The organism is Streptomyces sp. CB03238, assembly GCF_002099185.1.
GTDB lineage: Bacteria > Actinomycetota > Actinomycetes > Streptomycetales > Streptomycetaceae > Streptomyces.
On the sequence record NZ_NBCN01000022.1, the window covers coordinates 1 to 15,000 of the forward strand.

The window sequence follows — 15,000 nt, forward strand, 5'->3', positions numbered from 1 at the left end:
CGAGCAGGTGGGGGTGGGGGCCGGGTCCGTGGGAGTGGGGGTGGGGCTCGGGGTCGGCGTTGGGGTCGGCGTTGGGGTGGGGGACGGTGTGGGGCTTGGGGTCGGGGCCGGGGACGGTGTACCGGGGGACGGCGTCGGGCGCACCGGCGGGCGGGGGACGGCCGGCGGGCGGGTGGAGGGCTGCGGGCCCACCACGATGCCGCCGCCTCCGCCCGCGTCGGGGCTCGGCTTGGGCTTGGGATGGGGATGGGGCTTCGGCTTGGGCTTGGGCGTGGGCTTGGCGTTCGACTCCGTACCCTTGCCGTCGGCACTGCCCGCCCCGGGGCTCACCGGGAGCACGCCCGTGCTGTCCGGCACGGGATGCGCCCCGCGCTGGTAGAAGGCCAGCCAGGACAGCACGGTCCGCAGGTAGGCGTCCGAGTGGTTGTAGCTGAGGACCGCCCGGTCCAGGTCGGCCTTGACCGTGAGCGTCCGCTCCCCCGCGCACAGGTAGTGCCCGGCGGCCAGGGCGGCGTCGTACACGTTGTTCGGGTCCCGCCTTCCGTCGCCGTTACCGTCCGCGCGCCAGCGGGCCCACGTCGACGGGATGAACTGCATGGGGCCGACCGCCCGGTCGTACACCGTGTCCCCGTCGTACGCGCCGCCGTCCGTGTCCGTGATCCGGGCGAACCCGGCTCCGTCGAGCACCGGCCCGAGGATCGGCGTCGGCGTGGTGCCGTAGGCGTCCACGCGCCCGCCGCGCGCCTGACCCGACTCGACCTTGCCGATCGCCGCGAGCAGCTGCCACGGCAGCCGGCAGCCAGGGTCGGTACGGGCGACGGCGGCCTCGGCCCGCCGGTAGGCGGCGAGGACGGTGGCGGGTATCCCGGCGTGGGCGGCGATCCGCCCGGCCAGGGGGCCGCCGCCGGGCCGGGGCGCGACGGGCGGACCGGACGGCGCGGGCGAGGTGAGCGGGGGCAGCTCCGTGTGGTACGCGTCGTCGTTCGGCGGCTGCGATGCGGTCCGCCCACGGTCGTCCGCCACCGGCTCCTCCGCGGCCGGACCGCCCGCGACCGGTTGCGGCGGACCGACGACCCCCGGCGCCTGCGACGCCGTGAGCGCGGCCATCGCGGCGACGGCCGCCGCCGTTCCGGTGAGTCGACGGCGCACCCTCATGAGCCCGCCCCCAGCGTGTCGATGGCGGCGATACGCCAGGCGTTGTCCTTCCGTACCGCCTCCACCACGAACATGGCGGCGCCGTACGTCGTCCCGTCCTTCTTGGCCGCCGTACGGGTGTTGTTCTGGTCCGCGTAGATCAGCACGCGTGCCCGGTCGCCGTCGATCAGCTCCACGCCGCTCTCGGTGACGGTGGTGGTGAGGACGAGCTTCTGCTTCGCGGCCTGTTCCCGCACCGGGGCCAGCATCGCGCGGTGCTGCTCGACCGCCTTGCCGGTCAGGTGCGTGCGTACCGCCTTGTCGGCGGTGGCGGCGGCGGCGTAGTCGTACGAGAAGAGCTCGTTCACCGCCTTGGTGACCTGGCCCTTGACCTCGCTGGTGCGGGCGATGTCGGTGAGGGCGGCGTTGCGGGCGGCGGGCGTGTCGCGCAGGGCGGCCGCCTCCCCGGTGGCCCAGGCCGCGAAACCGCCCAGGATGACGGTGAGGACGCCCAGTACGGCGGTCAGGGTGGGCAGGGCGGGCAGTCTGCGGCGCCGAGCCCGGGGCGGTTCGGGCTCGGCGCGCGGCGGAGGTGTGGCCGTGCGCGGGTGCGTCGCCTGCACGGTCGCCAGGCGGCGTTGCCGGTTCACGAGGTGACGGGTCGTCGACATGGTGCTGGGGTCCTCTCAGTCGGCGGCGGACGCGGTGGTGCCGACCGGTGCCTGGCCGAGGGCGCTGAGTTTCCAGCCCTCGGGGGTACGGGTGAGCTCGCCGAGCATCCGGCTCTCCTTCGCGGCGGGCGTGCCCTTGGGCGGGGTCACCGTGATGCGGAGGGCGACCATCACACGCGCCCGCCCCGCCCGCGTGTCCAGCTCGGTGACCGCGCCGGACAGCACCTTCGCGCTGGTCACCGTCTTCGCCTGCTGGATCTGCCGCTCGAACTGCGGCCGGCCGGCCGTGAGCTGGGCCAGCAGGTCGCCGGTGGCGGAGTCCTGCCAGGTGTCCAGTCCGCGTCGCAGGTCGCGGTGGTCGAGCGTGTTCATGTTCTGCACGGCCTGCCGGCCCGCGTCCAGCACCTCATCGCGGGTGGTGGCGTACGCGGTGGATTCGTCGTGCGCCGCCGTGTACCAGGACCAGCCGCCCCAGCCCGCGCCGCCGGCCGCGAGCAGGGCCAGTGCGGCCGCCGCCGTGAGGAGCGGGTTGCGTGCCGGTGCGTTCCATTTCGTCGTGCGGGCCATCGGTGCGGTGCCCCCTATCGCGATCGGATGTCGACGATCCGCCAGCCGCCCTCCCGCCGCTCCGCGGTGACGGAGAGCTGCGCGGCGACCGTGGTGGCGGGTTTACCGGCGCGCTGCGCAACCTGGTCGAGGAAGACCAGGAGGTGCGCGCCGTGGTCGTCGAGCCGGGTCACCCCGGCGCGTACGACATGGGTGGTGAGCGTCAGCCTCTGCTGCGCCGCCCGTTGCTCGACCTGGCCGAACAGGGTCTCGTACTGCCGGGCCGCCTTCCCCGCGAGGAGGCGGCGCGCCGCCTGCCGCGTCGCGGTGGTGTCCTCGGGGCCGTACGAGAAGACGTGGCGGAGCGCCCCGCTGACCTCGCCCACGACCCGGGCGGTGGCCTCGGTGTCGGTCAGCGCCCGGTTCCGCAGGGCGGGCGCGTCCGTCAACTGCTGCGTACGGAGGAGGAGTCCGGCCGTGCAAGCGAGCAGTGCGAGCAGCACCAGCGAGACGAGCACACTCGCCATGGCGGTCCAGGGCGTGCTCACCCTGTGCCCTCCCTTCATGGTCCGGCCACCGGTACGGCGCTGAGGGCGGTGATCTTCCAGCCGTCGCCGGTACGGGCGAGGCCGGCTTCCAGACGCTTGCGGTCCGTGCCGGCGGGCCGGCCGTCGCCGGGCGTGGTCTCCACCCGTACGGTCGCGATGAGCTCCGCCGTACCGGCCCGGACGTCCAGGGCGGTGAGGGCGGCGTCCGTCACGGTGGCGCGGGCGGACGCGGTCCCTGTGAGCCCGGCGTCCACGCTGCTGAGCCGGGCGACGTGCCGGCGCCCGGCGTCGAGCGCGCTGTCCCTGGCTTCGGCGTACGCGCGGGTCTCGTCACCCGCCGCCCGGGCGTACGACCAGCCGGCGAGGCCGCACAGCAGCGCCGCCACGGCAACGGCCGCCACGACGACGGCCGGCCCGGGTCCGTACCGCCGCCTCATCGCCCGCGCCCCGGTGCCGTCGCCGGTGCCGTCGCCGGGGGCGTCGCCGGGGGCGGCAGCGGGCCGCCGCGGGGTGCGTTGGCGGAGCCGCGCACATTGATGCCGCTCGACGGTGGTGATGTGCACCGGGCCTTGGTGTTGAGGGCCGGTGGGGAGGACAGGTCGAGGCCGTTGCGGTACGTCGTCCCCCCGTACCCCGCCGTGCACGGCAGCGGCTCGAAGAAGGTGACCGACATGCCGAGGTCGACACCCCGGGGCGTCACGGCGGTCGACCCGGCGGCGACGAGCGCGGGCATCCTCACCAGGAACTCCGCCATGCCGCGCTGCCGGGTCACCGCCACTTCCGATGTGGTGAGCAGGTTGGCCAGCACGACACCGAACCCGGGGTCGAGGTCGCGCAGCAGTGCACTGACCTGGCCGGCCGCGTCCGGGGCCGCGGCGATCAGCCTGCGCAGGTCGGTGTCGGAGCTCTTGAGCCGCGCGGCCAGCTCCTTGGCGCCGGAGGCGAACGAGATGAGCGCCTCGCCCTCCTCCGCCTGGGTCCGCAGCACCGTCTCGCCGTCGGTGATCAGGCGGGTGGTGGCGGGCAGCGCCCGGTCGGCGGCCCGTACGAAGTCGTTGCCGCCGTCCATCAGCGCCTGGAGGTCGTCGCCTCGCCCGTTCAGCGCCGTACCGAACTCGTCGACGACCGTGCGCAGCGACTCCAGGTCGATGGAGGACGCCAGCGAACTCACCCCGCTCAGTACGGTGGTGACGGGCGCGGGTGCCCGGGTGTCGGCGCGGGCGATGACCGAGCCGTCGCGCAGGTACGGTCCGGTGTCGGAGACCGGGCGGAGGTCGATGTACTGCTCGCCGACGGCGGAGAGGTTGGCGACGACGGCTTCGAGGTCGACGGGGATCGCGGGCGCCGAGTCCTTGATGCGCAGCTCTGCCTCGACCCCGTCGTCGGTGAGCCGGAGGGTGCCGACACGGCCGACCGAGACCCCGCGGTAGGTGACGTTGGAGTGGGTGAACAGCCCGCCGGTGGAGTCGAGTCGGACGCGTACGGTGTAGTGGTCGCGCAGGCCGACGAGGTGGCCGACGTCCGCGTACCGCACTCCGACGAAGCCGAGGACGAGGACGCCGATGAGGAGGAAGGCGAGGTTCTTCAGCCGGGTGGCGAGGGTGAGCATCAGTTCCTCCCGGCGGACGGCAGGGGCAGGGGAAGGGGAAGGGGCGGCCCGGTCTTCGAGGCCGGAGGGGCGTCGTCCGGCGGCGTGAGCGCCGGGATGATCTGCGTCCCGGGGGCGGCGGTCACGTCCAGGTAGACGTTGAGGTAGTCGCCCTTGACGCCGCGCAGCACCTCGTCCGTGAAGGGGTAGGTGAGCAGCACCTGGAGCGAGTCGGGCAGGGCCTTGCCGGAGTCGGCGAGCGCCTGGAGGGTGGGGCCGAGGGCTTTGAGGTCGGCGATCAGGTCGGCCTTGCTCCGGTTGACGGTGTCGACGGCGACGCCGGACAGCGCGTCGAGGGCGCGGAGCATGGTGAGGAGCGAGGCGCGCTGCTTCTCCAGGACCTTGAGGCCGGGGCTGAGGCCGGTGAGGACCTTGTCGACGTCCCGTTCGCGGGTGGCGAGGGTGGCGGTGAGCCGGTTGACGCCGTCGAGGGCGGCGGTGATGTCGCTCTTGTTGCTGTCGAGGCTGCCGACCAGGGTGTTGAGCCGCTTCAGCAGGGAGCGGACCTCGGTCTCGTTGCCGCGCAGGGCCGTGCCGAGTTCGGTGGTGATGGTACGGATCTGCTGGATGCCGCCGCCGTTGAGGAGCATCGACAGGGCGCCGAAGACCTCCTCGACCTCGGGGTTGCGGTTGGTGCGGCTCATGGGGATGCGAGCGCCGTCGGTGAGGGTGCCGTGGCTCTTGGGGGGTGCGGTGAGCTGGATGTACTTCTCGCCGAGCAGGCTGGACTGTTCGAGGTGGGCATAGGCATTCGCGGGGAGTGTCACATCGCCGTTGACCCGCATGGTGACGGTGGCGGACCAGTCGGCCCGGTCGAGGGAGATACGCGTGACCCGGCCGACGGCGACGTCGTTGACCTTGACCGCGGACTGGGGGACGAGGCTGAGGACATCGGCGAACTCGGCGGTGATCTCGTACGGGTGGTCGCCGAGGTCGGCGCCGCCGGGCAGCGGTAACTGCTCGATACCGGACAGCTCCAGGGCTCTTGTCGGTACGTCGCAGCTCGCGACGGTGGCCGAGAAGCCGACGGCCAGGGCGAGCGCGGCGGCGATGCCGGTCGTGGTGGCGGCGGTACGGGAGGGCCGGTTCACCGTGCGGTCCCCTTCCCGGGTATCCCGTACACGGGTATCCCGTACACGGGTGCCCCGTACACGGGTGTCCCGTACACCGTGCCGACGGCGGGCAGCGGGAGGGCGGGCAGGGCCTTGCGGCGGGCCGCGTCGACGGGGACCAGACCGTTCGGAAGGCCTGGGGTTCCGGGCCCGTAGCTGAGCTCGTTGATGTTCGTGCGGCCGTTGAGGGTGCGGTGGACCGGGTCGTACGCGTTGAGGGCGTTGCCGGCGGCGAGCGGCGCGGTGTCGAGCATCTCGGCGAGCGAGGCGCGCTGGTCGGCGAGGGTCTGTGTGAGGGGGACGAGCAGGTCGACGTTCTTCTTCAGCCCGGCGCGGTGGGTCTCGATGAAGCTCTTGACCTGGGCGAGGGCCGTGCCCAGCTCCTTGAGGGCCGCCGCCAGGTTCTCCTTGTCCTCGGCGAGGAAGCCGGTGACGGTGGCGAGCTGCTGCTCGGCCTTGCGGACGTCGCCGTCGTTGTTCTTCAGCATGGTGGTGAAGGACTGCAGGTGGGTGAGGGTGTCGAAGAGGTCGCCGCTGCTCGCGTCGAGGGTCTTGGCGGCCTTGCCGAACTGCTCGATGGAGTCGCCGATGGCCTTGCCGTTGCCCTTGAGGTTGGCGGCGCCGGTGTCGAACAGGCCGGCCAGGGCGCCGTCGGCGTTGGCGCCGTTCGGGCCGAGGGCCTCGCTGAGTTCGGTGATGGACGCGTACAGCTGGTCGACCTCCAGGGGTGTGGCGTTGCGGGCGGCGGGCAGGACGGCGCCTTCCCGGATCTCGGGGCCGCCCGTGTAGGCGGGGGCGAGCTGGATGTAGCGGTCGGCGACGACGCTGGGCGCGACGACGACGGCGTGGGCGTCGGCGGGGACGCGGACGCCTTCGTCGATCAGCAGGGTGACCTCGACTTCCTTGCCCCGGGGGCGTACGGAGGCGACGGTGCCGGCCTTCACCCCGAGGATCCGCAGGTCGGAGCCCTCGTACACGCCGGTGGCGCGGTCGAAGCGGGCGGTGATGCGGGTGGCTTCGGACGCGTCGAGGGCCGTGATGCCACAGGCCGCGGCGACGGCCACGACGGCGAGCCCTGCCGTGATGCCGAGGGCGCGTCGGAGGTTCACCGGGCACCGCCTCCTGTCGGCTTGGGCGGCATGCACCCGGTGGCCGGGGGCGTACCGGGGTCCAGGTAGTTCCTGGGGACGAGACCGCAGACGTAGGTGTCGAACCAGCGGCCGTTGCCGAGGGTGTTGCCGACGAGCCGGTAGTACGGGCCGGCCAGCGCGAGGGTCCGGTCGAGGCTGTCGCGGTTCTTCAGCAGGACGCCGGTGACGCGGCCGAGCGCGTTCAGGGTGGGCCCGAGCTGCCGGCTGTTGTCCTGGACGAGGCCGGTGAGCTGGGTGCCGAGGTTCCTGGCGCCGGTGAGCAGCTGGTGGATGGCGTCGCGGCGGGCCTGGAGCTCGCCGAGGAGCAGGGTGCCGTCCCCCAGGAGGGTTTCGAAGCTGCTGTTCTTGCCCGCCAGGGTCCTGGTCAGCTGCTTGCTGCCCTTGAGGAGTTCGGCGAGCTGCGCGTCGCGCGACGAGACCGACTTGGAGAGCGCGGACAGGCCGGTGGCGGCGCTGCGCACATCGGGCGGGGAGTGGGCGAAGGTGGCGGAGATGGCCTCGAAGCTCTTGGCGAGCGCCTGCGTGTCGATGGCGTCGATGGTGTCGCCGAGACCGGTGAGGGCCTGAGTGACGTCGTACGGGGAGGTGGTGCGGGAGGCGGGGATGCGTGCGGCGGGGTTCTGGGCGTGGGTGCCGAGGGGGTCGACGGCCAGGTACTTCTCGCCGAGCAGGGTCTTGATGGCGATGGCGGCGGTGCTGGAGTCGCCGATCCAGGTCGTGTCGTCGACCTCGAAGCTCACCTTGACCTTGGCCCCGTCCAGCCCGATGCCGGTGACTTCGCCGACCTTGACGCCGGCGATGCGTACCTCGTCGCCCTCGTCGAGTCCGGCGGCTTCGGTGAAGTCGGCGGTGTAGGTGGTGCCGCCGCCGGCCAGGGCGTCGACCTTGTACGCGCCGAGGGCGAGGAGGGCGAGCAGGAGCAGGCCGACGATGCCGACGGCGACGGGATTGCGCTCCCGTACGGGTGTGATGCGTTGTACGCGCGGGAGTCTCATGCGCGGCACCTCGGTTCGGTGATCGTGATGCCGGTGGGCGGCCTGGAGCCGTCGTCGGTGGTGACGCCGGTCACCGTGGCCTCGCACAGGTAGAGGTTGAGCCACGATCCGTACGAGGCGAGGCGTCCGATCGCCCGCATCTTGGCGGGGGACGTGTGAAGGAAGTTCTCGATCTGCGCGGTGCTGTCCGCGAGCTGCCCGGACAGGCGGCCGAGGTGGCGGATGTCGGCCTTGAGCGGGGCGCGTCCGTCCTCCAGGAGCCCGGCGGTGACAGTGGTGAGCGAGCCCATGGCGGTGATGGCCTCGCCGAGCGGTTCCCGGTCCCCGGCGAAGCCGCTGACGAGCCGCTGGAGGGTGACGACGAGGTCGTTGAAGCCCGCCTCGCGGTCGTTGACCGTCTTCAGCACCGTATTGAGGTTCTTGATGACTTCCCCGATGACCTTGTCCTTGCCGGCGACGGTGGTGGTGAGCGACCCGACGTGCTCGAGGAGGGAGTCGACGGTACCGCCCTCGCCCTGGAGGACCTGGACGATCGATCCGGCCAGGCTGTTGACCTCGGCCGGGGAGAGGCCCTGGAAGAGCGGCTGGAAGCCGTTGAAGAGCTGGGTGAGGTCGAGCGCGGGGGTGGTGCGTCCGACCGGGATGACCGCACCGGCGGGCAGCGTCCGGCCGACCGGGCCGCTGCCGCGGTCGAGGTCGATGTAGCGCTGGCCGACCATGTTGAGGTACTTGATCGACGCGGTCGCCGAGGCGGGCAGGGCGCGGCCCTTCCGGACCGCGAAGGCGACTTCGGCGAGCCGGCGGTCGGCGACCCTGACGGACTCGACCTGACCGACCTTCACCCCGGCGATACGGACGCTGTCGCCCTCGACGAGGCCGGTGGCGTCGGTGAAGCGGGCCTTGTACGTGACGGTGTCGCCGACGCCCTTGTTGGCGACGGAGAACGCCAGGACGGTGGTGGCGAGAACGGTCACCACGACGAAGACGAGCGATTTGGTGAGCGGTCCGGCGAGGGAGCGGCGCTTCACTTGAGGGTCACCTCCGTTCCGCGGAAGACGGGGCCCGTCAGGACGGTGCTCCAGTCCGGCAGGGACTGGGGGGCGGTCTTCAGGCCCGGGGCGATCAGTTCGTTGACGAGCCGGTTCTCCTGGGGCGAGTTGGGCAGGCCGAGCCCGGCCTGGTCCGGGGCCGTGGGGGCGGGTTTTCCGGTGTACGGGACGGCGTAGCAGTGGGGCCCGCCGGTCGCGTCGTACACGGGCCGGTCCTTGCCCGGGAAGTACTGGCCGAGAGAGGGGACGGTCCGGACGTTCACATGGAGGCCGGGTTCGTCGGTGCCCTTGCCGAGCGCCTTGTCCATGGCGGGGACGAACCCGGCGAGGGTGCGCAGGGTGCAGGGGAAGGAGGAGGAGTGGCGGGCGAGGAGTTCCAGGGTGGGGCGGGAAACGGCGGACAGCCGGATGATGTTGTGCCGGTTGTTCCGGAGGAACGCCGTCAGGTCCTGGGCGGAGGCGGTGGTGGCGCCGTACAGGCTCGCGAGCCGGGCTTGTTGGTCGGCGATGGTGCCGCTGGTGGTGGTGAAGTCGGTGAGGGCGTCGAGTACGTCGGGGGCGGCGTCGCCGTACACGCGGCTGACCTCGACGAGGTGGGTGATGTCGCGGTTGAGGGCGGGCAGGTGGGGGTTGAGCCGCTTCAGGTGCGCTTCGAGGGTGACGAGGGTGCGGCCGAGCTGCTCGCCCCTGCCTTGGAGGGCCTGGGCGACGGCGGTGAGGGTGGCGGACAGCTTCTCGGGCTTGACGGCGGTGAGCAGCGGGAGCAACTGGTCGAGGACCTCTTCCAGTTCGATGGCGTTGGTGGAGCGGTCCTGTGGGATGGTCGCGCCGGCGGTGAGGGTGCGGGGGGACGGGTTGGCGGTGGGCGGTACGAGGGCGACGAACCGTTCGCCGAAGAGCGTGGTGGGCAGCATCTGCGCGGTGACGTCGGCCGGGACGCGGTCGAGGTGGCGGGGGTCGATGGCGAGGGTGAGGCGGGCCCCGGTGCCGTCGGCGCGGATGTCGCGGACCTCGCCGATGACGACGCCGCGCAGCTTCACCTCCGCGCCGCGGTGCATCTCGTTGCCGGCGCTGGTGGTGAGGACGGTGATCGTGGCGTCGCGCGTGAACTCCTTGTCGTACACCGCCACCGACAGCCATACGAGGAGGACGGGCACGAGCAGGAACACGACCCCGGCGAGGCGTCTGCGGAGCTTGTTCGCGGTCATCCGGCCACCTTCACGGTCGTCGTGGCGCCCCAGATCGCGAGCGAGAGGAAGAAGTCGGTCACGCTGATCAGCACGATGGCGTTGCGCACGGAACGGCCGACGGCGACGCCGACACCGGCCGGGCCGCCGGTGGCGCGGAAGCCGTAGTAGCAGTGGGCGAGGATCACCAGCACGCTGAAGATCAGCACTTTGAGGATGGAGAGCAGGACGTCGTCCGGCGAGAGGAAGAGCGTGAAGTAGTGGTCGTACGTGCCCGCCGACTGGCCGTTGAACAGGACGGTGACCGTGCGGGAGGCGGCGTACGAGGAGAGCAGCCCGATCGCGTAGAGCGGGATGATCGCGACGACGCCCGCGACGATGCGGGTGGTGACGAGGTACGGCAGGGAGCGCACGCCCATCGCCTCGAGGGCGTCGACCTCCTCGTTGATGCGCATGGCGCCGAGCTGGGCGGTGAACCCGGCGCCGACGGTGGCGGAGAGGGCGAGACCGGCGACGAGCGGGGCGATCTCACGGGTGTTGAAGTAGGCGGAGATGAAGCCGGTGAACGCCGCCGTGCCGATCTGGTTGAGCGCGGCGTAGCCCTGGAGGCCGACGACGGTGCCGGTGAACAGGGTCATGGCGATCATCACGCCGATGGTGCCGCCGATGACTCCGAGGCCGCCGCTGCCGAAGGCGACCTCGGCGAGCAGGCGTTGCACCTCCCGGGAGTAGCGGCGCAGTGTGCGGGGGATCCACGCGACGGCCTTGACGTAGAAGATGAGCTGATCGCCGGAGCGGTCGAGCCAGGCGAGCGGGGAAGCCATCGTCACGCCCCCTTCGCGGGGACGATCTGGAGGTAGATCGCGGTGAGGACCATGTTGACGAAGAAGAGGAGGAGGAAGGTGATGACGACGGACTGGTTGACGGCGTCGCCGACCCCCTTGGGGCCGCTGCGAGGGTTGAGGCCGCGGTGGGCGGCGACGATGCCGGCGAGGAAACCGAAGATCAGCGCCTTGATCTCGCTGATCCAGAGGTCGGGGAGCTGGGCGAGGGCGGAGAAACTGGCGAGGTAGGCGCCGGGGGTGCCGTCCTGCATGATCACGTTGAAGAAGTAGCCACCGAGGGTTCCGACGACGGACACCATGCCGTTGAGGAGGACGGCGACGAGCATGGTGGCGAGGACCCGCGGGACGACGAGGCGCTGGATGGGCGAGACGCCCATGACCTCCATGGCGTCCAGCTCCTCGCGGATCTTGCGGGAGCCGAGGTCGGCGCAGATGGCGGAGCCGCCGGCGCCGGCGATCAGCAGGGCGACGATCAGCGGGCTGGCCTGCTGGATGACGGCCAGGACACTCGCCCCGCCGGTGAACGACTGGGCGCCGAGCTGCTGCGTGAGCGAGCCGACCTGGAGGGCGATGACCGCGCCGAACGGGATGGAGACGAGTGCTGCGGGCAGGATCGTGACGCTCGCGACGAACCAGAACTGCTCGATGAACTCGCGGAGTTGGAACGGCCGCCGGAACATGTCGCGCGCGACGGTGACGGCGAGGGCGAACAGCCGCCCGCTCTCCCGCAACGGCGCGAGCACCCGCGCGGGCGGCCGGTAGGCGACGCCGCGTGCGCCGGAACCGCTGCCGGAGCGGTGCCCCGCGGGCGGCCGGTGCGCGGCGCCGGAGCCGGCGCCACTGCCGGAGCCGGGGCCGCTGCCGGAGCCGGGGCCGCTGCCGGTGTCGGGGCCGCTGCCGGTGCAGTGCCCTGCGAGCGGCTGGTGCGGGACCCCGGAGCCAGTGCCGGTGCCGGTGCAGGTGCCGGTGCGGTGACCCGCGCTCGCCGGTGCGTCCGGCTCCGGGCTCGCGTTCACGTCAGCTTGGCCGCCCGCGTGGGCGGGGGCGGTGACCGCGTCCGCCTGCGTGTGGGGCCGCCCGGGGGGCGGGCCCGCGGCGGTATACGCGGCATCCGGGGCGGCCCCCGCGGTGGGGCGGGGGTGGGCGTCCGCGGGCGGGAGGGGGCGCGGGACGGTGCCTGACGACGCGGCCCCGGGCGGTGCGCCAGGGTCCCTGGTCGCCGCGTTCTCGGGCGCCGGGCCCCGGGCGTCGGCCCGGGGCGGATCCGTGTCCGGCAGGGGGAGCGACGGGTCCGCGGGCGTTGCCGGGCGGCCTGGAGGCCGGCCTTCGGGCGGCGGGGCCGGGGCGGCGGCCGGATCGCGCGGCCGGGCCGGGGTCATGAGGCGGCACCACCGAGTGTGCCGGCGGGGGCGTAGCTCTGCAGGATCGCCGTCCGGGCGGCTTCCGGCAGGCGGGGCAGCATGCCGAGGACCCGTTCGCGGCGGCGCAGGACGGCCGCGCGGCGCGGCATGCCGGGCGAGGGTTCCAGCTGGGGCGCCAGCGCACGCGGCGGCGCGTACGAGGCGGCTGTGCGCTGCTCACGCGCCAGCGTCGCCGCGTCCTTCTCCTCCGACATGCCGATGGGGCCTTCGCGCCGCCCGCTGAGGAATTGCGCGACGACCGGCTCGTCACTGGTGAGCAGGACCTCACGCGGCCCGAACGTGACGAGATTGCGCCGGAACAGCATTCCCATGTTGTCCGGCACCGTCGCCGCGATGTCGAGGTTGTGGGTGACGATGAGCATCGTGGCATCGATCTGCGCATTGAGGTCGATCAGCAGCTGCGACAGATAAGCGGTACGGACCGGGTCCAGACCGGAATCGGGTTCGTCACAGAGGATGATCTGCGGGTCGAGTACGAGTGCGCGCGCGAGCCCGGCGCGCTTGCGCATGCCGCCGGATATCTCGCCGGGCAGTTTCTCCTCGGCGCCGACGAGTCCGACCATCTCCATCCGCTCCATGACGATGCGGCGGATCTCCGGCTCCTTCTTGCGGGTGTGCTCGCGCAGCGGAAAGGCGATGTTGTCGAACAGCGACATCGAGCCGAAGAGGGCCCCGTCCTGGAACATCAGCCCGAACAGCTTCCGCGTCTCGTAGATGTCGCGTTCGGAACTGTTGACCATGTCGACGCCGTTGATGAGGACGCGTCCGCGCTCGGGTTTCAGCAGCCCGATGATGGATTTCAGGAATACGGTCTTTCCGGTGCCGGAAGGCCCGAGCATGACGCTGACCTCGCCCGCCGGCAGGGTGAGGGTGACGTCCTGCCAGATGTTCTGTTTGCCGAAGGATTTGGTGAGTCCTTCGACGACCACTTCTGTTCCCACCACAACTCCCAGGTGCTGCTCTTGCTGAGGAAGTGACAAAAGTGCGCCGGGGGCCGCACGTTACGGTCACTCGGAGGTCTTGGACAAGCGCCGCGCACGACGTCTTCGGAGCGGCCGGAATGGTTTGTCACCGCATGACAATCCGGCCCGGTTTCCTTGTCGTTCGGTGCGCACCGGCGTCGCCCGTCCGGTTCACCGCTGGGGCTTCGGCCGGGGCGGGTCGGGGCAGTACTCGGGCTGGCCCGGGGAGCACAGCACGCCCTGGGTCATCTTCGTGTGGTTGCCGCCGCCGGACAGGGACGCGGTGAACAGCCGGTCCAGGTCCTCGGTGGCGCCGCAGCCGCTGAACTCCGGGATGGTGGCGGTGCCGGTGAGCGGGCCGCCGGTGACCACCGTGTAGCCGTGGGGCCTGCCCTCGGCGTCGTAGGAGCCGCGGCCCGTCAGGGCCAGCTCCATCGGACGGGCTGTGCGGCACGCCGGGCCGACATCGAGCGGCGTTCCGTTCACCTTCACGTCGTACAGCCGGATCCACAGCTTCGCGGTCGCCTTCGTCACCTCGGAGAACTGGCCGTCGGGTGAGAAGTAGCTTCCGGTGGCGATCTCCATCGGCGCCTCCAGGGTGAATTCCGCGGTGGCCGTCGTCGGCATGAACCCGAAGGTGAGGAATGTCGACCGGGCGGGCGGCAATTGTGGTTTCCCTTTGTGGTCGAACGTGGCGTCGCTGTACATGGTGAACATGAGCCCGTCGTCGCGGGGACACTGGTAGAGCTGGGTGGCCTTGGCCATGTTCACCTTCATCAGGCCGGGGTCCTTGATGAACATGGCGGATCCCAGTTTCAGGACATTGGCGTAACCGGCGAGGTAGCCGTGGCTCGGTACGGGTTCCTGCGGTACGGGCGGGTTCTCCACGCACTCGTCGGCCGGACCGGCGCGGCGGCCGGGGTCCTGCCGGCCCGCTCCGTCCGGCGGAGTCTTCGCCGGGCCTCCCGGCGGGTCTCCGGGACGGCCGGCGTCGTCCGGGCCGGTGGGTGGCGTGGCGGGCGCCTCCACGGCCGGTGGCCGCTCGCCTGCGCCCGGCCCCGGCCCGGACACGACGGTGACCTCGGCGATGGTCATGTCCTGGTCCGCCTCGGGCACGCAGGTGACGGAGAGCCCCGGCGGCGTGGTGGGGGTGCTGTCGGCCTTGCGGAGGAGGAGGTCCAGGGTCACGGGCCCGGTCGAGAAGGTCAGTACACCCCCGGAGGAGGCGGTCACCGCCGGTACGGCGCCGGTGCCTTCGACCGTGTACGGCCCGGTGGTGGGGAGGGCGGTGTCCGGGGCGGTCAGCCGTGTCCAGGGCAGCTCGGCGGTGTCGTCGCCCTGCGCCACCCGCCCGTTCAGGCGTACGGCTCCGCTCGTGGTCGCCGCTCCCAGGGCGGCGAGTTCGGCCACGGCCTCCGCCGGCAGGCGTACCGCGACCCGCACGTCCGTGGGCCGCACCGGCCGGCCGGCCGCGGCCTGCCGGGGGAACGTGGCCGAGACCCGTACCTCCGCGCGGTGTTCCCCGCCCGGCAGTGCGCACCGGTGGTCGAACTCCGCCTCGGCGGCCCGCGCGCCCCCGTCCACCGCCTCGTCCACCGCGACGCCCGTACCCGGGACGAGCCCCGCCACTAGGACCACGGCCCCCACCGACGCGGTGCGTGCCCATGTCCGCCGGAGCCCGCGCCCGCGTTCACCGCTCACGCTGCTGCCCATCGGTCAACCCCCTCTCGC

The 15,000-nt window shown here is 72.3% G+C and carries 15 protein-coding genes; all 15 read right to left on the bottom strand.

The features are described 5' to 3' along the window. Positions 1–1,155, bottom strand: a 1,155-nt coding sequence (locus tag BKD26_RS39425) for a lytic transglycosylase domain-containing protein (RefSeq protein ID WP_107418049.1), incomplete at its 3' end; no start/stop codon positions are given. Beyond that, entirely contained in the window at positions 1,152–1,805 is a 654-nt protein-coding gene (locus tag BKD26_RS30610) for a hypothetical protein (protein ID WP_084905010.1), read from the bottom strand. The genes BKD26_RS39425 and BKD26_RS30610, both read right to left, overlap by 4 nt. 15 nt (positions 1,806–1,820) lie before the next feature. Then, complete coding sequence (locus tag BKD26_RS30615) at positions 1,821–2,372, bottom strand: hypothetical protein (protein WP_084905012.1); 552 nt, start codon at positions 2,370–2,372, stop codon at positions 1,821–1,823. 14 nt (positions 2,373–2,386) lie between these two features. Then, positions 2,387–2,899 carry a hypothetical protein gene (locus tag BKD26_RS30620; protein WP_084905014.1) on the bottom strand — a complete coding sequence of 171 codons (513 nt, stop codon included), beginning with the start codon at positions 2,897–2,899 and terminating at the stop codon, positions 2,387–2,389. A gap of 14 nt (positions 2,900–2,913) precedes the next feature. Continuing rightward, positions 2,914–3,336, bottom strand: coding sequence for a hypothetical protein (locus BKD26_RS30625; protein ID WP_084905016.1), 423 nt, complete (start codon positions 3,334–3,336; stop codon positions 2,914–2,916). Continuing rightward, the gene (locus BKD26_RS30630; protein ID WP_084905018.1) at positions 3,333–4,508 is read right to left on the bottom strand and encodes an MlaD family protein; all 1,176 of its coding nucleotides are present in this window, start codon (positions 4,506–4,508) and stop codon (positions 3,333–3,335) included. Before BKD26_RS30630 ends, BKD26_RS30625 begins: the two co-directional genes overlap by 4 nt. Further along, positions 4,508–5,638: an MCE family protein gene (locus BKD26_RS30635; protein WP_084905021.1), complete on the bottom strand. Its 1,131-nt coding sequence runs from the start codon at positions 5,636–5,638 to the stop codon at positions 4,508–4,510. The genes BKD26_RS30630 and BKD26_RS30635 overlap by 1 nt, the downstream gene beginning before the upstream one ends. Further along, positions 5,635–6,768 (bottom strand): MCE family protein, encoded by a 1,134-nt coding sequence (locus tag BKD26_RS30640; RefSeq protein ID WP_107418043.1) that lies wholly within the window; start codon positions 6,766–6,768, stop codon positions 5,635–5,637. Before BKD26_RS30640 ends, BKD26_RS30635 begins: the two co-directional genes overlap by 4 nt. Next, positions 6,765–7,805, bottom strand: a complete 1,041-nt coding sequence (locus BKD26_RS30645) for an MCE family protein (protein ID WP_084905025.1) — start codon at positions 7,803–7,805, stop codon at positions 6,765–6,767. Before BKD26_RS30645 ends, BKD26_RS30640 begins: the two co-directional genes overlap by 4 nt. Next, positions 7,802–8,833 (bottom strand): MCE family protein, encoded by a 1,032-nt coding sequence (locus tag BKD26_RS30650; protein ID WP_084905027.1) that lies wholly within the window; start codon positions 8,831–8,833, stop codon positions 7,802–7,804. Before BKD26_RS30650 ends, BKD26_RS30645 begins: the two co-directional genes overlap by 4 nt. Further along, positions 8,830–10,062 carry an MCE family protein gene (locus BKD26_RS30655; RefSeq protein WP_084905029.1) on the bottom strand — a complete coding sequence of 411 codons (1,233 nt, stop codon included), beginning with the start codon at positions 10,060–10,062 and terminating at the stop codon, positions 8,830–8,832. The genes BKD26_RS30650 and BKD26_RS30655 overlap by 4 nt, the downstream gene beginning before the upstream one ends. Further along, entirely contained in the window at positions 10,059–10,865 is an 807-nt protein-coding gene (locus tag BKD26_RS30660; RefSeq protein WP_084905031.1) for an ABC transporter permease, read from the bottom strand. The genes BKD26_RS30655 and BKD26_RS30660 overlap by 4 nt, the downstream gene beginning before the upstream one ends. A 2-nt stretch (positions 10,866–10,867) precedes the next feature. Continuing rightward, a complete protein-coding gene (locus tag BKD26_RS30665; RefSeq protein ID WP_241518927.1) occupies positions 10,868–11,902 on the bottom strand; it encodes an ABC transporter permease in 1,035 nt (344 codons plus the stop codon). A gap of 359 nt (positions 11,903–12,261) precedes the next feature. After that, positions 12,262–13,248, bottom strand: coding sequence for an ATP-binding cassette domain-containing protein (locus tag BKD26_RS30670; protein WP_084905033.1), 987 nt, complete (start codon positions 13,246–13,248; stop codon positions 12,262–12,264). A 192-nt stretch (positions 13,249–13,440) separates the two neighbouring features. Then, the gene (locus BKD26_RS30675; protein ID WP_143662732.1) at positions 13,441–14,982 is read right to left on the bottom strand and encodes a DUF6801 domain-containing protein; all 1,542 of its coding nucleotides are present in this window, start codon (positions 14,980–14,982) and stop codon (positions 13,441–13,443) included. Between the last annotated feature and the right edge of the window lie 18 nt (positions 14,983–15,000).